This is a genomic window from Bacillus sp. TH13 (assembly GCF_016651175.1).
Taxonomy (GTDB): Bacteria; Bacillota; Bacilli; order Bacillales; family Bacillaceae_G; genus Bacillus_A; species Bacillus_A thuringiensis_S.
In genome coordinates this window covers 2,790,242-2,813,342 of sequence record NZ_JAEKEJ010000025.1, presented here as the reverse complement: position 1 = coordinate 2,813,342, position 23,101 = coordinate 2,790,242, and the positions used below count along the sequence as shown (strand labels likewise).

Below are 23,101 nucleotides of genomic sequence, written 5' to 3'. Positions count from 1 at the left end.
TAGCGCTATAATGATAAACGAATTTTTATTGAAAGGAGTTTCACTTTGACTGCATATTTATTTCCAGTAAAAACAGCATTTATTTTATTTCCCTTTTTAGCAATGTTTCTTTTAATCCCTTTTCTAATATTTAATTATCGAAAATACGGTTATTTAAATAAATGGCGCTCATTTATTTTATACTCATTATTACTTTACTTATTAAATGCCTATTTTCTTGTTATTTTGCCGTTGCCACAAACGTTTGATACTTGTAGCCTACAATCGGCTATTACACAACACATGCAACTCTCACCATTTTATTTCATACAAGAGATTAGTAGTCATACATCGGCAGTTTTAACGAAACCGGCTACTTATTTCTACTTATTAAAAGAGTCTGCTTTTTTACAAGTTGCATTTAATGTCCTATTAACTGTTCCATTCGGTATTTACTTACGTTATTATTTCCGACGTAGTTTCTTACAAACAATTTGCATTTCCTTTTTCTTTTCACTATTTTTCGAGCTAACACAAGTGACTGGATTATACGGTATATACAATTGTGCATACCGATTATTCGATATCGATGATTTGTTTTTAAATACATTAGGTGGCGTAATTGGTTTTATCATTGCACCAATATTTACGTACTTCCTTCCGAAGACAAACGAGTTAGATAGTCATATTGATTTAGAAACGAAACCAGTCGGATTTATTCGTCGCCTTATCGCGATGCAAATTGATTGGATCTTCTTATCTATCGTTGTACCTGTCGTTAAAAACAAAGGAAATTCTTTCTTCGTTTCTAATATGCAATCTTACACCAATATGTATGAACTCATTTTCATTACGTGTTCAATCCTTATTTATTTTATTGTTTTTCCATACTTTACGAATGGAAAAACAATTGGGAAAGCATTGCTTCGCATTCATTTGAAAGGAAAATCAGATCGTATTACATTAAAAGAACTATTTATTCGCTACGGTATATTTTATTTTGCGTTAGGCGGAATCAATTATATTCTTTCTAGTAGCTCTATGTTAAATCATACAGAACCTTTAGTATTACTCGTTACATTGTTATTCCTATTTATCATTAACGGCCTATTCATTATTCATGTTTTACTGCATGTATTTAGCCGTGATAAACTACTATTTTATGAACATATTAGTCATACAAGAAATGCAATTACACTAAAAAAAGCTGACAAATAATTATTTGTCAGCTTTTTCATATACATAATGTGAAACTTTAATCAGCCCTTCCCAAACGGGCGGTTATCTCCCAGCGAATTTTGAGACGTGAGTGTTACTGCCCGACAAATAGCGGGATAAAGTGAAACTTTAATCAGTGGGGGTTTTCTTCATCCCCCACTGATTATTAGTTGAACCAATCGGGCTTTTACGGGCAGCCCGACCCCCACCTAACTTCTTTGCTTCCACTGAATTTTGAGGTGGGGGTCTTACTGCCCGGCAAATAGCGGGATAAATAACTTTTCTGCATAAGGATTAAAAAACATTCCAAGTTCATCTAGAGACTTCCTCGCCTGTAAAAACGAATGAAACTCTGGATATATATCTTGTAATTGCTCATACGATAATGTATGCATTTTCCCCCAATGCGGACGCCCTTCATACTTCAGAAAAATTTTTTCCACTTCGCCAAAGTAAGCAGCATATTTCATACCTTTATACATATGAACAGCGATATACGCTGAATCTCTTCCATAGGCTGGACTAAGCCAGATATCATCACCTTTCACATAGCGGCATTCGATCGGGAAGTGCACCTTATACTTTTTCTTTTCAATAAGATTTGAGATTTCTTCTACAACCGTCCTCATATACTTTGAAGGAATGCTATACTCCATTTCATAAAATGGTACCGTACGTGATGTAGCAAATACTTCATAGCTCGGGCCAATTATTTTTGTGTTTGGTACAGCCTTAGCTGATAATCGGCTCACTCCTTTACTTATAGACGGAAACCATTTACACCCTTTAGATAGCAAAGAGAACATCCTATTTTCAAGTAACTCCACCTTTAGTTTATGCCATTTCAAATCACTGCCTTGATTCGTTGTTTCGTTCGTAAGTTTTACTTGTACTTCATCAGAATAAGGAAAAACGAAAAATTCAAAGTGACGATGCTTCTTATATTCTTCTAGTTTGTTCATTACAGTAGATAATGACTGTTTTTCACTTTCATAAACGAGTGAATACGCTGGAATAACCTTCAATTTTATCTTTACAATGATACCTAACATTCCAAGTGACAACTGAAACGCTCTCCAATATTCCACATTCACAGTTTCCGAACAAACTATACTCTCACCTGTAGATAAAACTGCGGTAATCTCTATAACTTGTGTTGATAAACTCCCAAAGGTAACACCCGTCCCATGAGTTCCCGTACTAATCGCTCCTGCAATAGATTGTGAATCAATATCCCCTAAATTTTCTTGCGCATAACCTTTTTCCTCAAGTAACTTTCCTAAATCATATAACTTTGTTCCTGCCCACACTTCAGCGACCATCTTCTCTTCATCAATATTCACAATGCCCTTCAATTCATCTAAAGAAACTAAAACTTCTTCGGTTTGCACAAGGGGTGTAAACGAGTGTCCTGAACCAACAACACGAATTTTCCGCCCCTTTTTTCGTGCAAGCCCCACTACTTCTACTACATCTTGTATACTTTCTGGATACATCGTATAATGCGGCGTTCCTTCTACATTCCCTGTCCAATTCCTCCACTTTTGCCCCTTTATAGAAAACATTGGCCATCCCCCCGATATGTTGAATACTCCCCAACAATCTCTCCTTTTTTAACACGATACAAAAAAGGAAAGCGCTCACATAATTCACCAGCCTTACTATGACGAAACAAAATGGACTCTCCTATATCCACTCGTTCCTCGCCGCTATAAAAAATTGGCGTTTGTACCTCGCCAGCACCTTCTAAAGCTAATAGTTTTGCACCCTTCGGTCTCCAAACTTCAGGCTCTTTATCTTTTCCAACTGCTCCTGAAGCAATATATCCACCACCTAGGCAAGTGTAAATAAACGGGACTGGTTTACGCACAACTGGTAAGGCAAATCCGACCGCTGGATGAAATTTCACCTCTTTATAATAATCAAACAGCTTCGGAGAATAAAAAGCAGAACCTATTGTAATCTCTGAAACTGAATTATCTTTCTCTGTTGTTTTTATGCTTCCTGTTCCCCCTCCATTTACAAACCTTAGCTCAATACCAAGGTTTTGTATTGCTTTTACAATATGTTCTCTTCTTTCTTTAACTTCTAACACTGATTTCTTCTTTAAATACGAAATCACTTTACTTTTCAGCCATTGATTCGGTATATGATCGCCCACCCCAGCAATTTGAGCTTCATAACCCATCACACCATCTAACATTAAATATGATGACCTTCTCACCTTTTCTACTACTTTCAACGCATCCTGCACATTTTTTACTGGGGATCTTTGTACACCAAAATGAAATTTTAAAAAACGACTACTCATATCAATATCCAAACAAACACGAAAACATCCTTTAGATTTCTCAGCAATTTTTTCTAAATACACAATATGCTCTTCACAATCCACCATACAAGTTATAATGAAACCTTTCTTTGTTAGCAAACTAATTTCATACAAAGCTCTTTCATCATAAGCAGGATATCCGAGCAATAAATCATTAAATCCTTGTTCTATTAAAAATAAAATCTCTCTAGGTGAAAAGCACATAATACCTTGAAATCGATCATTTGCAGCTAAAATCTTTTGCATAATCGGAACAGAACGTAACGATTTACTCGCTATACGAATCTTCTTATTTCCACTTAACTCTATAATCGATTGAATATTTCTATCTAAAGCCACTTCATCCAAAAATGCACACGGTAATGGAACTTCTTTAAAAATTCCTCGATCCACATTTTTCTCTCCTCTTCTCAATATGTCTTATACATATTGGAAAGAAAGTATGATTTTCCTGTTTGCAAATAAAAAAAGTTTCTTCTTTACGAAGAAACTTTTTGAAACTACTTCATAGAAATAGTCGCCTCTACTGGATAATGATCAGAGTAATCATTATACGTATATTTTTGGAACCACGATGTAACAGTCCATTGTGGAGATTTCGGCTGTAACACCTTATTCTCTATATACGATGGGTTCGCATGGTCTTTGCTTGCAATAATATAATCTAAATATTCGGCAGGACTATCAGGGAAATTATATTTTGCAATACTGTTTGTCGTTGCATCCCAAGTCGCTGTATGTCCAGTATAAGATGGTACAGAAGCGTTCAATGTTTTAAACATAGATGCATACTCTGAATCATTATTGTTCTCTGCATTTATCTTATTTACGTTCATATCACCACCAATTAACACATACTCATTATTTGGTATATTTTTATTTTTAATAAAATCTTGAATTTCTTTTAATTGGTCTGTACGTACAGATGCAGGTGAAGTTTTTCCGCACATACTATCTTCCGCTTGCAAATGCGTACCAATTACATGAACAAAGCGATCATTTTTCTTAATTTTCGTGTATACAAATCCTTTATTCGATAAATTATCTGGCCCGCATCCTTTTGCAAATACATATTGAATCTTTTCAGCGATTGGCCATTTGCTCACAATGGCAACGCCACCATCTTCAGGAGTTGAAGATGAATAGTTTCCTAACGTTTTATCCCATTCACTTCCACTACTACGACCTAATACTGCTGTTTGATTTGGATATTCTTTCTTTAAATTCCCTAATAAACGATCTGAAGCGCTATTATCAAACACTTCATTTAATATAACTACATCTTGATTCTTTATATAATCTGCCGCCCCGATTAAATCAGCACGCTCAGTTTGTCCCCAGTTCGGATATAAGTTTGTTGATAGCATATATACATTATGCGTCATCACTTTTAATGTATCATTTTGATTTGTAGATGCTTCTGCTTGAGCTGCCGTTCCGCTATATAAAGCTCCTAAACCAACACCTAAGCTAAGTACACCTTTTAGCAATTTACCTTTCACGTTTCATACCTCCATGTATTGTATAGTGATAAAAAGGCCAAATACTCTATTCTGAGATTTGACCTTTTTTAAATACTTAACGATTTCCGTACGTATCAAACCAAAGCTGAATATATCCAGCAGTAACACGTTGTGCATCCATTAAACGCTTACCTGTCATTGGTGTAACTTCAGCGCGCCATTTATCTGCATATTCTTGTGATACAGCAGCTCTCACGAACCAATCTTTCGTATTATCATTTACAATGCCAGCGTAATCTTGTTTCGCAACTACTGCCGCTCCATGAATCCAATCTTCTGGATTCGTACCTTTCCAGTTCCAATATCCATTTCCATCCGTTACTTTATAATTATCTTTTATCGTATCTACAAAGTTTTCATATTTAGAATGGAATCCCTGTGGATACGAAAGATTCGTAAAGTTTGCCGCATGCATTGGTTGGTTTACATCACCTAAATAATGAAGAGATAATCCTAAATAGAAGAATGCTTGTTTCATATCTTTATTTTTGTAAGACTCACCAGCTAATTTAAAATATTTAGCTCCAGTTTCCTTTGCCTGCTTTGCATACGGAATATAAGTTTTCCCATTGTCAGGGTCATAGAAATGTGAAGCAAATGTGCTATTATCATAATAAGGATTTTCATAGTCAGCAGCATAAATACCGTTCTCTAACTCAGTACGCCATTCATTTAATAGTGCAACTCGATCTTGTTTTACAAGTGTTGTATTACGAGACATAATATCAATTGCACGATTTACAATCCATAAATGAGAATTCACGCCTTCTTTATGTTTATCTTCAGCAGACCAGCGCGGAATAACTCCAAATCTCTGTCCCCCATCATTTTCATGAGCAAATGCAACACTTTGTAATGGAGCAACTAATGTAATAGCCGCTGCTAAAGCAAGTACTTTCTTTTTCATATAAAATCCTCCATTTTATAATTGAATTATTGTAAACATTTTGTTAGGATCCTATGATGTCGTCCGGTTAACCTATGACTAGAATATCCCACCTTTCACGAAATTTCTATCAATAAATTAAAATATGCAAATGTTCATATCATTATAACTTTATACACAGTGAATATAATGAATGAATACACTTTCATTTTAATAAACTATTATTAAGGCTTGTCTAAACTAATGTAAAAAAAGAGTAAAGCACCCACATGCTTTACTCTTTTTTTCTATTCGATAATATACTTGGCAATTGTACATTAACTGCTAACTTATGAATAAATCCAAACACTAATCCAATGCCAATAAAAATGTATAAGATTGTAAATATCTTTCCGAAATCAGTTTGCGGACTAAAATTCCCATCACCGACAGTCGTCAACGTGACCACACTAAAATATAAAGCGTCAATAGGACGTAATCCTTCAACTGTACTATAAAAAATCGTACCCGATATTAAAGTCAAAATTGTTAATATGAATAATACTTGAAATTCTTTATCTTTCCACGCTCGTAAACAAGCTCTTAACATTCGCTTTAAAGTTAACAAAAATGAAAGCATTAGATTCTCCCTTCCAAACAAAAATACATTTAGTCAAAGGAAAGTCTATCACCTTTCAGTATAGAAAAAAAGTAGCCCTCTTCTATTTCTAGAAAAGGGCTACTCTATTCGATTCTATCTTATTTAGGTGAAACAAGAATTTTCACTTGTGTTTTATCTTTTACAAGTGCTTCAAATCCTTCTTCAACAACTTGATCGACTGTAATTTTTTTCGTAATTAATTTCTCTGCTTGAATTTGACCAGAGCTAATTAATTTAATAACAGCTGGGAAGATGTGACGGTATCCTAAAATACCAATAACTTCTTTTTCTTTTAATACTAAGTTATTTGGAGTAATTGTTGCGTCTTTTTCCCATACACTAACAATTACAGTTTGTCCTTCGAAGCTTGTACTTTCAATCGCTTGGCGTAGTACAACTTCAACACCTGTTACTTCAAAGCTAACATTTACACCTAAACCATTTGTTAAGTTACGAATTTCAGCTAACACATCTTGAGTTGCTGGATTTAATACATAATCCGCACCTGCTAATTTCGCTAACTCTTGACGTTCTTTAGAAAGTTCAACTGCAATAACAGGAGTTGCTCCTGCTGCTTTAGCTGCTTGGATAACAAGAAGTCCAATTGGACCGCAACCAAATACCGCTACAGCTTCCCCTTCTTTTAATTTACTTTGACGTACTGCATGAACTGCTACTGCTGCTGGTTCTACAAGCGCACCTTGTTCATACGTCATTTCATCTGGAATGTGATGAACCATATCTTCTGGTACTACTGTATATTCAGAGAAACCACCGCCTTCTCCGCCAAGACCGTGGAAAACAAGTTGTTCACAAACATTGTAATGTCCATGTTTACAAGCTTCACATTTACCACAAGAATAAATTGGCTCTACAACAACGCGGTCTCCCACTTTATGAGATGTAACTCCTTCACCAATCTCTATTACCTCACCACTAAACTCATGACCTAAAATAACAGGTGCTTTCACATGTGTTAATGGATGTTCTTCTGTTGGAATAAAAATAGGCCCTGCTAAATATTCATGCAAGTCTGTCCCACAAATACCACACCATTTAACTTTGATTTTCACTGTTCCTGGTTTTACTGTTGGTTCTGGTACTTCTTCTACTCGTACATCACGTTGATTATGCCAAAGTAGTGCTTTCATTTTATACATCCCTCTCTATGTATATACTTAACCTGGTGAAGTTTACAATTCTATTATAATACTTCTATCCATATATTTCAAAAAAACAATCACATTCCCACTAATTTTTTACAAATAACGTTCAATATTTTGTCACTTTGTACTTTTTTCCACATCTGTTAATTCAATTTCATTGCAGGTGAAATTAGCATTGTGCCATAATAGCATAGGAGAGGTGAATATCGCTTGAAATATTTTATTTACTTTATCGTTATCGTGGCATTTTTAGATACATTTTCACAATTACCTATTATGAGTACTTTCGCTCAAAGCCTTGGAGGAACTCCTCTTATTATCGGGCTAGTTGTCGGTATGTACTCATTCGCTAATATGATTGGTAATATTATTGCTGGAGCCGCTGTCGATAAATTTGGTGCAAAAAAAATCCTTTATATAAGCATGGGAATTACGAGTTTCATAGTCTTGTTATACACCGTTGTTCAAAGTGGTGAACAACTATTAGTTGTGCGCTTTATGCATGGATTTAGTGATGGCTTTTTAATTCCTGCTGCCTTTACATTTTTATCAAAACAAACAAATGCAAAAAGACAAGGAAAAGCAATGGCTCTATCTGGTGCTGCTGTTGGAACAGCGGCAATCGTAGGACCTGCTTTCAGTGGTATTATGAAAGCAACAGCTGGCGTAGAATGGGTCTTCATTACTATTTCTATTTTAATGGCTCTTGGTACAATCGTATCTCTATTCTTCTTACCAAATAACGTATCAAGAAAAGATACATCAAGAACGCAAATGATGAACAAAGAAGATATGGTTGAACTGTTAAAATCAGAACCGTTATTACAAGCATATATTGGTGCTTTCACATTAATGTTTTCACAAGGAATTGTCACTTATATGTTACCAGTAAAAGTTGAGGCATTAGTGCTTAAAGCATCTACAACAGGCATGATGTTAAGTGTATTTGGTATTACTGCTATCCTCTTCTTCTTGCTTCCAACAAATCGTATTTACGATCGATTTAATCGTTCGAAACTAATGCTAATCGGAATTGCAGTTATGGCATTCGCACTATCTTTACTCGGATTATTTGCTACAAAAGGTATGCTCTTTATCGTAATGATGATTTATGGAATTGGATTCGCAATCCTCTTTCCGTCTATTAACGCTTTACTCGTTGAAAATACTACAGACGATAATCGCGGAAAGGCATTCGGATTATTTTATGCCTTCTTCTCATTAGGAGTTGTTGCTGGCTCCTTTACAGTCGGCGCAATCGGAGCATCACCTAGCATCAGCTTCATTATCGGGACAGCATTTTTATTAACATTTGCTGGGATGATTTATGTAAGAAGCAAAGTAAAAAAGACAATGATGGGATAATCCATCGTTGTCTTTTTTAAAATGCATATTGATATAATCCGTAATATAATGGAAGCGTTGGAATAATGCCAATTAATTTAAATATAAAAGGTAATGGCTCATCTCGCTCTTCATATAAACGAAAAACAAAAACTGCAGTTAAAGTCCAAATGACGCTAAACAAGAAGATACATTTCCAAACAATCGAGGTTAATATTTGTATATCAAATACAAAACCAAAGAGCCCTATCCACGTAATAATAGATACTACAAAGTCAAACTTTTGAATTGGTGTTTGAAACATACCCCTTACTAACGAAATAATAGCTAACATTGCTACAATAACTAAATATATTTTCCAAAGCATAATGATAATCTCCTATTCAATTCAACTTTTAACTTTCAGCAAACCATATTTAATAAACAATATAGCATTATATTTTTCATAGAAATAATACAATGGATAACAAAATAAAAAGAAAATAAGTACAGTTGGTACATTGTCTACAATAGAAAAATATTTTACTAGTAATTCCTTAATACTCTCTCCAATAATAATAAACAATGGAATTATACAAATCATCGCTAATATTAAACATGGCGTTACCCTTATTTCTTTCAACTTCACCTTACAATGTGGACACCTTAATGAAAAAGGATGCGGGAGATCAATAATATGCTGTACAGTAATATCCCCTTCACACTGTGGACATCCAATTACTTCTTTCATTTATCGCTTACTCCTTTCTATCTATAAAAAGAGCCCTATCGAATAGAACTCTTTTTGCCCAATATATTACTTTTGTGTATAACCAAATAACAATGTAAATAAATTGAGCCGTAAAGGCAATAATACATCTCTTCTTTTAAACAAAAAGTTTATAAATACTGACGATACTTCGACAATTTCCTCGGAAATATTTCCTTTCCTCACATAATTTGATACACTACACATGAATAAACACTTGTATTACATAAACTAAAATAATAACTTACTGTACAAATTAAAAAGCACACTCTTCATATGAAGAATGTGCTTTTATGTTATTAACGTTTAATCCAAACAGCGCCTGCCGATTTATCTTCTGCCTGTCCAACAACTTGGAATTTAAGTCCAAGGTTTGGAACTTTTCTTCCTGCATCTGCAATTTGCTTGTTACTATATACTTTTGAATCATCAAAAGTTGTAACACCTTGTAATCCAGAATAGTTAAACTGACCACGTGTTAATGAATTTACACTCCATGCTGGTGTTTTATCAAATGAAAATGCAGCATCTGCAATTTGCATGCCCGTATTACCGTATGCTGGTTTTCCGTTTAAATTACCAACTAGCGCTTCTGGATGAGAATCTACAACACCAAGGAATCCTTCACCTGGATGCACCCCAACCCAGTTATCTTTGAAACTATCATCTGCATACCAAACGACAAGACCTGTATTATACACTGGACCTTTTCCTGCTTTTAAACCATTATCTGATCCCGCATAGTTTCTCCACTCTAAGTAGTAATAATGAGCTTTCTTCTCTGTCCCATCAGAAACAACAAAACCATTTAAATTCATTTTAGACTGTCCTTCTGCATCATCAGAAAATACAACTTGTCCATCAACAGTTACATTTACATTGTCCATCGCAAAACCTTTATATGTTACAGCCGGATCTGTAATATAGTCTAATTGTAGTTTCACTTTTTTGCCTTTAAATTGACTTAAATCATATGATTTATCAATCCATTTCCCATCTGTTGTATCTTTATCTCCTTGGACTACTTTTTCTCCAAGTCTATCAATTAATGTTTTCGTTCCATCTTCTGTTACTGCATGTACTTCGACGAAATCGCACTCTGCTTCTAACTCATAATTTGCTTTATAATCGAATTTTGCATTTGTTCCTTTTGTTAAATCAAAGAATGGTGTCTCTAACGTTGTATGCATATCATCGCCTCTTGTACTATAATATGCATGCTTTCCAAACTCCGGTTTAATCGTTTCAACACTTTTACCTGGTAAGTTAACACGTACAACGCCTGGACGATTTGATTTCGTAACACTTTGATCAATATAGGTAGGAACTCCCACACCACTCTTAATTTTATCGTAATCTACTTCTAATATTTTTGCCCAGTTGCCACCCATATTCTTTTGTAAGAAGTCTTTATTTTGTGGTGAAAAACTAGTCGGTTCTGTTCCTGCGATTTTCCCTGTCCAACTACCTCCACTCATTAATGACCAAGCTTCGACTGGTGAACCATTTCCAGTATATTTCGTGTCATATTCATCTGGTAATCCAAGATCATGTCCAAATTCATGTGCAAACACACCTACAGCTCCATCTTCTGGTTCAATTGTGTAATCATGTGCTGCTACTTTACCACCAAAGTAATCTACCTTTGATTTTGTACCTTCAATCGCTACTGGATCTACTGCTAATTTTGAACGATGTGACCAGATCGCATCATCACCTAATTTACCACCACCTGCTTCTTGACCAACACCAGCATGGATTACCATTAAATGATCAATTACACCGTCAGGTTCGTTTTGATTCCCATCCCCGTTTGTATCATATCTATCAAACTGATCAAACTGAGATAAATCTAGTCCTTTCTCAGCAGCTGCATGCAAAGCTTCTTTCACTAAATCACGTGCACCTTTCGGACCTTTATTATCGTGACCACTGCTACCATCAGCTCCATAATCAGATGCTTTTCCTGGAACTGTTAGCCACTCCGTTACATATCCGTCTGTCGTATAACTACCACCAGACTGCTCTTCATAGTATTGTTTAAACGTTTTTACTTTTGAACCATCAAATAATGTATACGGCTCCTTACCGAACAACATCTTTTGATAATGTTCTCTACTAAAGTCTTTCGAATACATATAACCTGGTGTTTGATCAATATTATTATGTTTATAATCACTAAATTCAACGAGTAGCACTAATACTTTATCCGATCGAACAGCTCCTTTATATGGAGCTTGCTTTGCTTTTGAAGTTGGAACTTGCCCATTCAATTGCTTTTTATTTGGTTCTGGCTTTTGCTCAAGATTAATATTTTTTTCAGTCTTTTTTACATTTTCCTTTTCTTCCATCTTTTTCTCTTTTACTTTTTTTGTGAAATCAGACGTTTCTTGTGAGTGAACATCTGGAAGAATTTCTTTGTTCGCCTGATCTCCTTGTTTCTTTTCAATATATTGCTCGACAGCCTTTTTCGTCTCTTCTTTAGAAGATGCTGGATTAATTGTTCCTCTTTCTTTCAAAGCTTCCGCTAAACGATCTTCTTGAATTAAATTGTAATCAATTGGCGTTGTAGACACATTCTCTTTCTCTTTTGCTGGCGTTTCTGCATATGCTAACGGGGCACTCATTACAGATGTGCATCCGATAATTGCCGCAATTGCTAAAGATGATAACACTTTAAATGGCGCTTTTCTTCTCATTCTATTTCTCTCCTTTTATAAAACTTAAAATTCAGATAAATCAGTGTATTTAAATCGAAATCCCTACTTTCTGCCCTCCCTATATAAAAAGGCATAATTCTATAAACGTTAAGCTTTCTGTTATAGAATCATGCCCCTCCAGTTTTCTGGTCAGAACCTCTACCTTTTTATGTCGAAATATGAAAAATAAAAAGTGATTTGATATATATTAAATAGCTTATATAACAAATTTAAAAGACAATATGCAAAATTGCATGAAAATTCTTTTAAATAAAAAAGAATCCTAGTCAATTAAACTAGGATTCTTGATTTTCTATTATTTCTCTTGTGTTTTTTCCCAATCAGCTAAAAATTTCTCAATTCCTTGATCTGTTAATGGGTGCTTCACTAATGAAGCAATTACGTTTGCTGGGATTGTTGCAATATGTGCACCGTTTAACGCTGCGTCAGTTACGTGAACGCTGTGACGTACAGATGCTGCAATGATTTCTGTTTCGATGCCATGAATTGCAAAGATTTCTGCGATTTGACGAATTAAATCCATACCGTTATGACCGATATCATCTAAACGACCTAAGAATGGTGAAACATATGTTGCACCAGCGCGAGCTGCAAGTAATGCTTGAACTGCTGAGAATACTAATGTAACGTTTGTACGAATTCCTAAATCTGAGAATGCTTTTACTGCTTTTAAACCTTCTGTTGTCATTGGAACTTTTACAACAACGTTTGGAGCAATCTTCGCTAATTCTTTTCCTTCTTCAATCATTTTATCAGCTTCTAAGCTAATTACTTCTGCACTTACAGGTCCTTCTATAAAGCTGCAAATTTCACGAATACGCTCATGGAAATCTACGCCTTCTTTTGCTACAAGTGATGGGTTTGTCGTTACTCCAGCTACTACGCCTAATGCATTTGCCTCTTTAATTTCGTTAATGTTTGCTGTATCAATAAAAAATTTCATTTGTTATTCTTCCTTCCTAATTTTCATTTTATATTTATTTATTTTTCTTAATAAGCTCTAATTCAATCGGAATAGATTTGTCCACTTTTTTACCTTGTGTTATCTCTTTTGCTGTTTGCATCGCCTTCTCTCCGATTAATTCCGGTTTTTGAGCGACTGTTGCAGCCATACGCCCATCGTTAACCGCTTTCACAGCATCTTCTGTTGCATCAAATCCAACAACTACTACATCTGTTTTTCCAGCAGACTTCAATGCTTCAAGTGCACCTAATGCCATCTCGTCGTTATGCGCAAACACGGCTTTAATATCACCATTTGCTTGCAAAATGTTTTCCATAACAGATAATCCTTTCGCTCTATCAAAATCAGCCGCTTGTTTGGCAACTACTTTTAAAGACTTATCGGCTACGTTATGGAATCCTTTCCCACGTTCACGAGCAGCAGACGATCCAGGGATTCCTTCTAACTCAGCAACGTTTGCTCCTTCGCCGACTAATTCACGAATGTAATCACTAGCCATTTGACCACCTTCGATATTATTAGATGCAATGTGAGAAACAACCTTACCTGAATTCGCAACGCGGTCTACTGTAATAACAGGAACATTTGCTGCATTTGCCGCACTTACTGCTGAAGCAACAGCATCTGAATCGGTCGGATTAATAACAACTACATCGACACCCTTTTGAATTAAATCTTCAACATCGTTCGTTTGCTTTGCTGCATCATTTTGTGCATCAACAGCAATCAATTCGATGCCGCTATCTTTCGCTTTCTTTTCTGCACCCTTTTTCAAAGTTACAAAGAAGGGATTATTTAAAGTTGAAACAGAGAATCCAACTTTAATAGTTTTATTTCGACCTTTATCGCTAGAATCCTTTGCCCATTCTGGTGGTTCCATTGAACAACCGGCAGTAATGACCATAATACATGCAACGAGTATAAGTAACCATTTCTTCATGAACTGTCCCTCCATTACGCTTCTTTTCGGCGATCAATTAATACAGCTAGTAAGATTACAAGTCCTTTTACAACTTGTTGGAAGAAAGAAGATACACCTAATAAATTTAAACCGTTATTTAGTACACCGATAATAAGTACACCGATGAACGTACCAACAATCCATCCTCTTCCCCCAGAAAGACTTGTTCCACCTAATACAACTGCTGCAATTGCATCTAATTCGTAAGAAGTACCTGCAGTCGGCTGTGCAGAATCTAGTCGTGATGTTAAGACAATACCTGCAAGCGCTGCCAAAATTCCGGAAAGACCGTAAATCATTACTTTAATTCTTGTAACATTAATACCTGATAGTGCTGCTGCTTCTTCATTTCCACCAATTGCAAATGTACGGCGACCAAATGTCGTTTTCTTCAAAATGAAGTACAGTACTGCGAAAGCGATCATCATTGTAACAGCTGGTACCGGAATACCAAGAAAATAACCGCGGCCAAACATTTGGAACATTAAATGATCACCAAGGCCAGTGATCGGACGTCCGTCCATATAAACAAGCGTCAACCCACGAAAAATAGTCATTGTTGCTAAAGTTGCAATAAATGGAGCTACTTTTCCTTTCGCAATGATGATACCGTTTATAATTCCCATTACAAGACCTGCTAATAGTCCAACTGCCATTGCAAGGAACGGATCCATGCCACTTGCCATCATTCCAGCAACAAGTGCACTTGATAATGCTAAAATAGAACCTACCGATAAGTCAATACCCCCTGTTAAAATTACGAAGGTCATTCCGAATGCAATAAGCGCATTAATCGATACTTGACGCAGTATATTGAATAAATTTGGAATTTCAATGAACGCTGGATTTAAAACTGTAATTACGACGATAATTAATACTAAACCGATTAAAGAACCGAGTTGTTGTAATACATTCCCCTTCTTAGCCATCCTTACTCTCCCCCTGTAGCTAGTGCCATAATAGACTCTTGTGATGCCTCATCTTTCCCTAAAATGCCGCCGACTTTTCCTTCATGAATAACAAGAACTCGATCACTCATCCCTAAAATTTCTGGAAGCTCAGATGATACCATAATAACGGCATCGCCTTGCTCTGTAAGCTTATTCATTATAGAGTAAATTTCTTTTTTTGCTCCAACATCGACACCTCTTGTTGGCTCATCTAAAATGAGTAATTGCGGATGAATGCCTAGCCATTTTGCGATTACAATCTTTTGCTGATTTCCACCAGAAAGAGACTTCACTGCCTGCTCTCCGCTAGATGCTTTCACATTAAGAAGCTTCATCATATCTTCTGTAAACTGTTGTTCTAGCTCGTTGCTCAGAACACTTCCTTTTGAAAGACTTTCTAAATTCGGTAGCGATAAGTTTTCACGAATAGAGAAATCTAACACTAATCCCTCAGATTTTCTATCTTCTGTAATGAAAGCAATTCTCTGTCTAATTGCATCTATCGGACTATCAATCTTTACTTCTTGTCCATTTATAAAAATTTGTCCAGAATCTAAAGGTTCATAACCAAATATCGCTTTCATAATATCAGTGCGTCCAGCTCCCATCAAACCAGCAACACCAAGGATTTCACCTTTTCTTACTTGAAACGAAACATTTTCAAATTTCCCTTTCTTCGTTCCGTTACGCATTTCAAAAATGACATCACCAATTTGACTATTTCGCTCTGGGTAGCGTTCACCAATGCTGCGCCCCACCATCATACTCACTACTTCATCAAATGATGTTTCTGGAATTAATCTCTTTCCGACGTATTCTCCATCACGCAAAATCGTAATGGCATCACATATCGAGAAAATCTCTTCCATACGATGCGAAATGTACACGAATGAAACACCTTCTTTACGTAACTTATTGATTACTGTAAAGAGCGTTTCGATTTCACGATCCGTCAGTGCCGCCGTAGGTTCATCCATAATAATAACGCTCGCGTGTGTCATTAACGCTTTCGCAATTTCGATAATTTGCTGTTGTCCAACCGATAATTCCTCTGCTAACATAGCGCCTCTTACATGCAATCCTAGCTCTGCTAGTTGCTGCTGCGCAATCGCGTTCATTTGTCGAGTGCGTAAAATACCTGTTTTCCCATACATTAACTCTTTACCGAGAAACATATTTTCAGCTACTGTTAAATTCGGCAATATGTTTAGTTCTTGATGTATAAATGCGATGCCGTACTCTTCAGCTTCTTTCGCATTTTTAAAGGTGCGCTCTTGCCCATCAATCGTGATTGTCCCACCATCTTTTTTGTATACACCTGTTAAAATCTTCATGAGCGTTGATTTACCCGCTCCATTTTCCCCCATCAATGCGTGGACTTCCCCTGTTTCAATCATAAACTGTGCATTCTTTAAAACAGGATTGCCATTGAACGCCTTTGAAATGTTTTTCATTTCAATATGCATTCTCATCACTTCCCTTTATTAAAAAATCACGCCTGCATGTAAAATTATATTTGCATAAGGCGTAGCCTCGCCTGTACGAATAATTGCCTTCGCTTTCTTTGTATGCTCTTTAAATTGCTCATGAGATACATACTCAAATGCTGGCTCTATTAATTTCTGCTCGATCTCTTTATTTACTGCCGCATTATTTATAATGACTTCTTCTGCTAACGTCACTTTTTCGATTGCCATATCATCAGCTACAACTTGTAACACCTCTAAAAAACTCGGTTTTCCAATCTCAACAGCTAAATCAATTCGTTTTACTCCATCCGGAATCGGTAACCCGCAATCAGCAATTACAACCGTATCTGTATGCCCAAGTGAAGCAAGGACTGCCGCTATTTCACTGTTTAATACACCGTGCTTTTTCATCCAACAATCACCTGCACTTCACGTACTCGATCTCTCGTTGGCATACCGCCCTGTGCTCCAAGTTTCGTTACAGAAAGACCACCAGCAATATTCGCAAAACGAATTGCTTTTTGAAGTGTCTCTCCTTCAGAAAGTGCAACTGCTAACGCACCATTAAATGTATCACCAGCTCCAGTTGTATCCACTACATCAACAGCAATGCTAGGAACATGTACAATCTCCGTTCCATTATGGAAGCGGACACCGTTAGAACCTTCTGTCATCAATAATTTATTTGGATACTTCGCCAATAAATCTTCAATTGGTGATGTAAAATCATCTAATACGATGCGGCACTCATGTTCATTTGGCGTAATATAAGTTGCTTTTTCTAAAATTTCTTCTGATAAAACTTGTGCTGGCGCTGGATTCAACATAACAGGAATATTATGTTCCTCACAAATAGCCAATACATATTTTACTGTTTCAAGTGGAATTTCTAGTTGAAGAACAACCATATCCGCTTTTACAAGAAGGTCTTTGGAGCGATCTACAACTGATTTATTTACAAGAGCATTTGCCCCTTGTACGACAACAATACTGTTATCTTCTTCTGCTAAAACGATATGAGCAATTCCTGTCGTTCTATCTGTAACCGGTACCACATAATCGATAAAAATGCGTTCGTTCTCTAAATTTTTTCTAACTACTGTTCCATAATCATCATTTCCTACAGCTCCAACCATTGCTACATTTGCTCCTAACCTAGCTGCAGCAACTGCTTGGTTTGCCCCTTTCCCTCCTGGGATTGTATGAAACGCTTCACCAATTACTGTTTCTCCTGCTTTCGGCCGTTTTTTTGAAACAGCCACTAAGTCCATTGAAATGCTTCCTACTACTGCAATATTTGGCATCTGTTTCATCTCCTTACTTCGTTGTATTTCGTTCTATAATTTCAATCGGCAAACGATAGTGTTTCTCTTCTAATGTATTTCCTTCCATTTGCTCTAACAACAACTCTGTTGCAATTTTCCCCATTTCATATATCGGTTGTGCAACTGTTGTAATAGATGGATACATCATTTCTGTTAAAGAAATTCCATCAAATCCGATAATTTGTAAATCATCTGGAATGGCAATCCCCTTTTGAAGTGCAGCCTTTACAATACCAATGGCAATTAAATCATTCCCAGCAACAATACCATCAATATGCGGGTATCCTTCTAATAATTCCATCGCTACACGCTCACTATTTGCTGGATCAAACGTACTCTCCGCAATCATATACGAAAGATTATTTTGCGTAATAACGTCTACAAAACCTTCAAAACGTTCATTTGCAGTACTCACATCACGTGGACCGCGAATATGTGCAATATGTTTACATCCTTTATCTAGTAACAACTTTGTCGCAGCCTGACTTCCTGCATAGTTATCTGCATATACAGTAGGAATACGCTCATTAAACATACGGTCAATCGCAACAACCGGAACAGATAAATTCATGTAATTAACACTATTTTGTGGATTCGTTGCTACAATAAATCCATCTACATTATTTTGTCTAAGTACATCAATGTATTGTTTCTCTTTTTCTAAACTTTCATCAGAGTTACAAAGGACAACTGTGTAACCTTGTTTATGTGCTACATCTTCTACGGCACGTGCAACTTCTGGAAAGAACGGATTCACGATATTTGGAACAACTAAGCCAATTAAACGAGACTTTTTATTATACAGTGAACGCGCTACTGTACTAGGCTTATAATCTAACATCTCAATTGCACGCTCTACCTTTTTTAATGTATCTTCGTGAACATATCCATTTTTATTTAGAACTCTGGAAACGGTCGCAACAGATACTCCCGCTAATTTCGCAACGTCTTTAATCGTACTCATTCTCTTTTCTCCTCATTTCATGTAACCGTTTACAGAAAATAATATAACGTATTTCTAAAAATACGTCAATCATTTCTCACTAAAAAGCTTTTAAGGTTATACTCAAAAAAGCACCGCCATAAGGCGATGCTTCTTCATTACGAGTATGATACAGTTTTTTCTTTTTCTTCTACAGCAGGCTCTTCAGCATCTTTTTTACGATCTGATAGTTTAATTTTTTGTAAGAAAATCGTAAAGATGGCACCTACTACGATAAATACTAATCCTGTTAAGAATACAGTATGAAGCGAGTCTACTAAAGAGTTTTTCAAAATAGGTACAATGCTGTTAGCGAATGCTTCTGGCATTTGTTTTAATGCCTCTGGGCTAAATAGCATCGAATATAAACCTTGTGGATCTGTGTGAATCATATCTTTAAATTTCGTTACCATTTGTCCCGCTTCTTTCGGGAATGTATCTAATACAGGTACTAATTTATTTGTTAACGTTGTACCTGAAGTGTTATTCATAATTGATCCTAAAATTGTAATACCAAATGTTCCACCAATTTGACGGAAGAACTGACTTGATGACGTTACGACACCAAGGTCTTTTTTCGGGAAGCTTTCTTGTAACGCTAATGTTAATGTCGGCATTACAAGACCCATTCCTAAACCGATAACCATCATATAAGAAGTAGCTGTAAGCTTCGTTGTGTGCATATCCATCGTTGTTAATAACCAGAAACCACCGGCCATAATAAGCATACCTGCGATAATTTGTGGTTTTACACCAACTTTTAATACAAGTTGCCCACCGATAATACTCATTACAATCATTGTAATCATCATTGGAGTCATAATTGTTCCTGATTCAGCAGCACTTACTCCTACAATACCTTGCATGAAGAATGGTACGAACATAATCGCGCCGAACATTCCAATACTCATAAAGAATCCAATCGCATTCAGTATTGTAAATGTGCGATTTTTAAAGAAATGCATTGGTAAAATCGGCTCTTCAGCTTTCGTTTCAACAATAACAAAGCTAACGATACCAATTACAGCTAGTGCGAATAAACCGATAATTTGCCAAGAATCCCATGCATAATCTTTTCCGCCAAACGTTAGCGCAAGTAATAAACTTACAACACCTAGAATCATCGTAAAGATTCCAGCGATATCAATTTTAATTGGTCCTGTTTGTTTATGTGATTTTAATCCCATTGCAATAAAGATTGTTGCTAAAATACCAACCGGTAAGTTAATGTAGAATACCCATCTCCAGTTCACTGCATCTACAATCCAACCACCAACTTGCGGTCCAATTACAGAAGCAAGACCGTATAACGCACCAAAAATACCTTGCCATTTCGCACGTTCTTTTCCCGTGAACATATCTCCAATAATAATCATAGCCATTGGCATCATAATACCGCCACCAAGACCTTGAATACCACGGAAAATAATTAATTCCGTCATACCATTCGCCATACCACATAACGCCGAACCAATCATGAAAATAACTAGCCCTGTTATATATACGTTACGACGACCAAGTAAATCCGCTAATTTACCTGCAATTGGTACAACTGTCGTTGATGTTAACATATAAGCTGTCGTTAACCATGTCATTAAACTTAATCCGCCTAGGTCACCGACGATACGTGGCATTGCTGTACCAACAATTGTTCCATCTAATGCAGCAAATAGCATCGCGATTACTAAACCGATTAACAACAACTTTCTATTTTGATTTTCTTGTTGCTCCATGTAATCTCCTCAATTCCTCTTAGTTATTCTCTTTTTTCTCTTGTGTCCCGCAAATAATGGTTTCTAACTTCTCAAAGAGACGTAATAAATCTTCTCTTTCTTGCAACTCTAAATGTGAAAAGTATTTTGCAATATGCTCGTTGCGAGCTGTCATTGCCTCTTCTACTCTAGCTTTCCCCTTTTTCGTTAACTCGATGATGACAACACGACGGTCATCTTTGTCGTGATAGCGTTCTACAAGTTCTTGATCGATTAGACGATCAATCATCACTGTAATCGCGCTAGGCTTCACATACATCTTTTTTGCTAATGTTGTCGCTCTTGAAGCCCCATAATGATCTAAAATCTTTAAAATATAAAACTGCGGTGGTGTAAGTCCTGTTGCTTGCATTTGTTCTAATAACTCCGTCTGCATTTTCTTTCCAATCGAAAAGGCAAGAGCTTGAATTTTATCGATATGCGTCATATCATTTGGCATGTTATCCACCTCTTATTTAAACAATAAAATATTTAACGTATTTAAATATTAATCCCACGAACAAAATTCGTCAATACTTTTATTCATAAAAACGTTTACATTTTTGTCACAAAGTTGTATAATTTTCGACGAAGTTAATATTGACAGTCACGGAGAAACGGAGTACACGGCTATGAATCATAAAAAAGGAAACTTTTTTATATTTCATGGCCTTTTTGTATTCTCTGTCTTAAAACGCTTCGAATTAATTAGGGGAGGATTTTCATTTTATGTTTTTCACACAATTATTTAAACCTGCGCCCCACGCGGAACGCTTACCAGCTGATCGCGTTGATAGCGAATACCGTAAATTACGTTTACAAGTATTCTTAGGTATCTTCATCGGTTATGCAGGTTACTACTTTGTTCGAAAAAACTTTTCACTAGCAATGCCATACTTAATCGAACAAGGCTTTAGTAAAGGGGAACTTGGGGTTATCCTTTCGGCAGTATCTATCGCTTACGGATTAAGTAAATTCTTGATGGGTATCGTATCCGATCGTTGTAATCCTCGCTACTTTTTAGCAGCTGGGCTATTTTTATCAGGTATCATTAATATTATTTTCGGCTCATTTTCTTTCATTACAACGAGCATTATACTTATGTTTGTACTTCAGTTTTTAAATGGATGGGTACAAGGTATGGGCTGGCCTCCTTGTGGTCGTACGATGGTTCACTGGTTCTCTATTAGCGAACGTGGTACAAAAATGTCTATTTGGAACGTCGCTCATAATGTCGGCGGCGCGCTTATGCCTTCTCTTGTAACATTAGGCTTATACTTCTTTGCAAATGACTGGAAAAGTATTTTTTACTTCCCAGGTATTCTTTCAATTTTAGTTGGTATTTATGTATTAATTACGATGAAAGATACGCCTCAATCTTGTGGACTACCTTCTATTGAAGAGCATACTGGAGAATATCCACCAGATGAGAAAATAAAAGATCGCGAACGCGAACTTTCGGCAAAAGAAATTTTATTTAAATACGTACTAAACAATAAATTTTTATGGTACATCGCTATTGCGAACGTTTTCGTGTATTTCGTACGTTACGGCGTTGTAGACTGGGCCCCTACTTATTTAGTAGAAGAAAAAAGCTTTACTCATAGTAGCTCACGTACTGCTTACGCTCTATATGAATGGGCTGGTATTCCAGGTACACTTCTTTGCGGATGGATGAGTGATAAACTATTTAAAGGACGTCGTGCACCTGCTGGTATTTTATTTATGGTTGGTGTATTTATCGCAGTTCTTGTTTACTGGTTAAATCCTCCTGGTAATCCAATGGTTGATAGTATCGCACTTGTCGCAATTGGATTTTTAATTTACGGACCGGTTATGTTAATTGGTCTACACGCTCTAGATTTAGCACCAAAGAAAGCTGCTGGAACTGCAGCAGGCTTAACTGGATTCTTCGGTTACTTAGGCGGAGCTGCTTTCGCTAGTGCCGCTATGGGCTTTATCGTAGATGCATTCGGATGGGATGGCGGATTCATCTTATTACTTGCATCTTGCATACTTGCAATGTTCTTCCTTGCCCTTACTTTAAATACAGGGTCAACAAAACAAAAGCAAGCTTAGGTACAAATATTATACTTATCAAAAAAGAGAGGCCATTCTTTCCAGAATGTCTCTCTTTTTTCTA

The 23,101-nt window shown here is 36.3% G+C and carries 21 protein-coding genes; 3 read left to right on the top strand and 18 right to left on the bottom strand.

Going from position 1 to position 23,101, the window contains the following annotated elements; translation table 11 throughout:
- Window positions 1–45 precede the first annotated feature (45 nt).
- Window positions 46–1,197 (top strand): VanZ family protein, encoded by a 1,152-nt coding sequence (locus tag JFU02_RS22895; RefSeq protein WP_201071677.1) that lies wholly within the window; start codon window positions 46–48, stop codon window positions 1,195–1,197.
- A 248-nt stretch (window positions 1,198–1,445) separates the two neighbouring features.
- Here JFU02_RS22895 and JFU02_RS22890 read toward each other — a convergent pair whose 3' ends face one another.
- From JFU02_RS22890 to bdhA, 6 genes are all read right to left on the bottom strand, one after another.
- On the bottom strand, window positions 1,446–2,762 hold the full coding sequence (locus JFU02_RS22890; protein WP_086407017.1) for a D-arabinono-1,4-lactone oxidase: 1,317 nt from the start codon (window positions 2,760–2,762) through the stop codon (window positions 1,446–1,448).
- Entirely contained in the window at window positions 2,750–3,922 is a 1,173-nt protein-coding gene (locus JFU02_RS22885; RefSeq protein ID WP_000373744.1) for an amino acid deaminase/aldolase, read from the bottom strand. Before JFU02_RS22885 ends, JFU02_RS22890 begins: the two co-directional genes overlap by 13 nt.
- A 107-nt stretch (window positions 3,923–4,029) precedes the next feature.
- Window positions 4,030–5,031, bottom strand: a complete 1,002-nt coding sequence (sph, locus tag JFU02_RS22880) for a sphingomyelinase C (RefSeq protein WP_000676784.1) — start codon at window positions 5,029–5,031, stop codon at window positions 4,030–4,032.
- Between the two features lie 76 nt (window positions 5,032–5,107).
- Window positions 5,108–5,959 carry a phospholipase CerA gene (cerA, locus tag JFU02_RS22875; RefSeq protein ID WP_000730997.1) on the bottom strand — a complete coding sequence of 284 codons (852 nt, stop codon included), beginning with the start codon at window positions 5,957–5,959 and terminating at the stop codon, window positions 5,108–5,110.
- Between the two features lie 253 nt (window positions 5,960–6,212).
- Window positions 6,213–6,557, bottom strand: a complete 345-nt coding sequence (locus JFU02_RS22870; RefSeq protein WP_000948207.1) for a potassium channel family protein — start codon at window positions 6,555–6,557, stop codon at window positions 6,213–6,215.
- A 119-nt stretch (window positions 6,558–6,676) separates the two neighbouring features.
- On the bottom strand, window positions 6,677–7,729 hold the full coding sequence (gene bdhA / locus JFU02_RS22865; RefSeq protein WP_000645827.1) for a (R,R)-butanediol dehydrogenase: 1,053 nt from the start codon (window positions 7,727–7,729) through the stop codon (window positions 6,677–6,679).
- A 225-nt stretch (window positions 7,730–7,954) separates the two neighbouring features.
- Here bdhA and JFU02_RS22860 point away from each other — a divergent pair, with 225 nt between their 5' ends.
- Window positions 7,955–9,109: an MFS transporter gene (locus JFU02_RS22860; RefSeq protein ID WP_097960547.1), complete on the top strand. Its 1,155-nt coding sequence runs from the start codon at window positions 7,955–7,957 to the stop codon at window positions 9,107–9,109.
- Window positions 9,110–9,125: 16 nt separating this feature from the next.
- Here the strand turns inward: JFU02_RS22860 and JFU02_RS22855 are convergent, their stop codons facing one another.
- From JFU02_RS22855 to JFU02_RS22800, 12 genes are all read right to left on the bottom strand, one after another.
- Window positions 9,126–9,455 (bottom strand): hypothetical protein, encoded by a 330-nt coding sequence (locus JFU02_RS22855; protein ID WP_000964465.1) that lies wholly within the window; start codon window positions 9,453–9,455, stop codon window positions 9,126–9,128.
- A gap of 21 nt (window positions 9,456–9,476) precedes the next feature.
- Entirely contained in the window at window positions 9,477–9,818 is a 342-nt protein-coding gene (locus JFU02_RS22850; protein ID WP_000665760.1) for a hypothetical protein, read from the bottom strand.
- Between the two features lie 317 nt (window positions 9,819–10,135).
- The gene (inhA2, locus tag JFU02_RS22845; RefSeq protein ID WP_001252980.1) at window positions 10,136–12,535 is read right to left on the bottom strand and encodes a M6 family metalloprotease immune inhibitor InhA2; all 2,400 of its coding nucleotides are present in this window, start codon (window positions 12,533–12,535) and stop codon (window positions 10,136–10,138) included.
- 316 nt (window positions 12,536–12,851) lie between these two features.
- Window positions 12,852–13,499 carry a fructose-6-phosphate aldolase gene (gene fsa / locus JFU02_RS22840; protein ID WP_000667666.1) on the bottom strand — a complete coding sequence of 216 codons (648 nt, stop codon included), beginning with the start codon at window positions 13,497–13,499 and terminating at the stop codon, window positions 12,852–12,854.
- 34 nt (window positions 13,500–13,533) lie between these two features.
- Window positions 13,534–14,460, bottom strand: a complete 927-nt coding sequence (gene rbsB, locus JFU02_RS22835) for a ribose ABC transporter substrate-binding protein RbsB (RefSeq protein ID WP_000758975.1) — start codon at window positions 14,458–14,460, stop codon at window positions 13,534–13,536.
- Window positions 14,461–14,474: 14 nt separating this feature from the next.
- Window positions 14,475–15,410, bottom strand: a complete 936-nt coding sequence (locus tag JFU02_RS22830; RefSeq protein ID WP_001074648.1) for an ABC transporter permease subunit — start codon at window positions 15,408–15,410, stop codon at window positions 14,475–14,477.
- 2 nt (window positions 15,411–15,412) lie between these two features.
- The gene (gene rbsA / locus JFU02_RS22825) at window positions 15,413–16,897 is read right to left on the bottom strand and encodes a ribose ABC transporter ATP-binding protein RbsA (RefSeq protein WP_098013721.1); all 1,485 of its coding nucleotides are present in this window, start codon (window positions 16,895–16,897) and stop codon (window positions 15,413–15,415) included.
- A gap of 18 nt (window positions 16,898–16,915) precedes the next feature.
- Entirely contained in the window at window positions 16,916–17,311 is a 396-nt protein-coding gene (rbsD, locus tag JFU02_RS22820; protein ID WP_000716149.1) for a D-ribose pyranase, read from the bottom strand.
- A complete protein-coding gene (rbsK, locus tag JFU02_RS22815) occupies window positions 17,308–18,204 on the bottom strand; it encodes a ribokinase (RefSeq protein ID WP_001132865.1) in 897 nt (298 codons plus the stop codon). The genes rbsD and rbsK overlap by 4 nt, the downstream gene beginning before the upstream one ends.
- Window positions 18,205–18,217: 13 nt before the next feature.
- Entirely contained in the window at window positions 18,218–19,189 is a 972-nt protein-coding gene (rbsR, locus tag JFU02_RS22810; protein ID WP_061668127.1) for a ribose operon transcriptional repressor RbsR, read from the bottom strand.
- Between the two features lie 137 nt (window positions 19,190–19,326).
- The gene (locus JFU02_RS22805; protein WP_000437647.1) at window positions 19,327–20,940 is read right to left on the bottom strand and encodes an MDR family MFS transporter; all 1,614 of its coding nucleotides are present in this window, start codon (window positions 20,938–20,940) and stop codon (window positions 19,327–19,329) included.
- A 19-nt stretch (window positions 20,941–20,959) separates the two neighbouring features.
- Entirely contained in the window at window positions 20,960–21,418 is a 459-nt protein-coding gene (locus tag JFU02_RS22800; RefSeq protein WP_001132365.1) for a MarR family winged helix-turn-helix transcriptional regulator, read from the bottom strand.
- Window positions 21,419–21,687: 269 nt separating this feature from the next.
- Between JFU02_RS22800 and glpT the strand changes: the two genes are divergently transcribed.
- On the top strand, window positions 21,688–23,037 hold the full coding sequence (gene glpT, locus JFU02_RS22795; protein WP_000466388.1) for a glycerol-3-phosphate transporter: 1,350 nt from the start codon (window positions 21,688–21,690) through the stop codon (window positions 23,035–23,037).
- Window positions 23,038–23,101 lie beyond the last annotated feature (64 nt).

What these genes read in the sequence shown, in the direction of transcription:
- JFU02_RS22890 (WP_086407017.1), bottom strand. Translation starts at nt 2,762, where the DNA reads ATGTTTTCTATAAAGGGGCAAAAGTGGAGGAATTGGACAGGGAATGTA.
- cerA (WP_000730997.1), bottom strand. Translation starts at nt 5,959, where the DNA reads ATGAAAAAGAAAGTACTTGCTTTAGCAGCGGCTATTACATTAGTTGCT.
- JFU02_RS22870 (WP_000948207.1), bottom strand. Translation starts at nt 6,557, where the DNA reads ATGCTTTCATTTTTGTTAACTTTAAAGCGAATGTTAAGAGCTTGTTTA.
- bdhA (WP_000645827.1), bottom strand. Translation starts at nt 7,729, where the DNA reads ATGAAAGCACTACTTTGGCATAATCAACGTGATGTACGAGTAGAAGAA.
- JFU02_RS22855 (WP_000964465.1), bottom strand. Translation starts at nt 9,455, where the DNA reads ATGCTTTGGAAAATATATTTAGTTATTGTAGCAATGTTAGCTATTATT.
- JFU02_RS22850 (WP_000665760.1), bottom strand. Translation starts at nt 9,818, where the DNA reads ATGAAAGAAGTAATTGGATGTCCACAGTGTGAAGGGGATATTACTGTA.
- inhA2 (WP_001252980.1), bottom strand. Translation starts at nt 12,535, where the DNA reads ATGAGAAGAAAAGCGCCATTTAAAGTGTTATCATCTTTAGCAATTGCG.
- fsa (WP_000667666.1), bottom strand. Translation starts at nt 13,499, where the DNA reads ATGAAATTTTTTATTGATACAGCAAACATTAACGAAATTAAAGAGGCA.
- rbsB (WP_000758975.1), bottom strand. Translation starts at nt 14,460, where the DNA reads ATGAAGAAATGGTTACTTATACTCGTTGCATGTATTATGGTCATTACT.
- JFU02_RS22830 (WP_001074648.1), bottom strand. Translation starts at nt 15,410, where the DNA reads ATGGCTAAGAAGGGGAATGTATTACAACAACTCGGTTCTTTAATCGGT.
- rbsA (WP_098013721.1), bottom strand. Translation starts at nt 16,897, where the DNA reads ATGCATATTGAAATGAAAAACATTTCAAAGGCGTTCAATGGCAATCCT.
- rbsD (WP_000716149.1), bottom strand. Translation starts at nt 17,311, where the DNA reads ATGAAAAAGCACGGTGTATTAAACAGTGAAATAGCGGCAGTCCTTGCT.
- rbsK (WP_001132865.1), bottom strand. Translation starts at nt 18,204, where the DNA reads ATGCCAAATATTGCAGTAGTAGGAAGCATTTCAATGGACTTAGTGGCT.
- rbsR (WP_061668127.1), bottom strand. Translation starts at nt 19,189, where the DNA reads ATGAGTACGATTAAAGACGTTGCGAAATTAGCGGGAGTATCTGTTGCG.
- JFU02_RS22805 (WP_000437647.1), bottom strand. Translation starts at nt 20,940, where the DNA reads ATGGAGCAACAAGAAAATCAAAATAGAAAGTTGTTGTTAATCGGTTTA.
- JFU02_RS22800 (WP_001132365.1), bottom strand. Translation starts at nt 21,418, where the DNA reads ATGCCAAATGATATGACGCATATCGATAAAATTCAAGCTCTTGCCTTT.
- glpT (WP_000466388.1), top strand. Translation starts at nt 21,688, where the DNA reads ATGTTTTTCACACAATTATTTAAACCTGCGCCCCACGCGGAACGCTTA.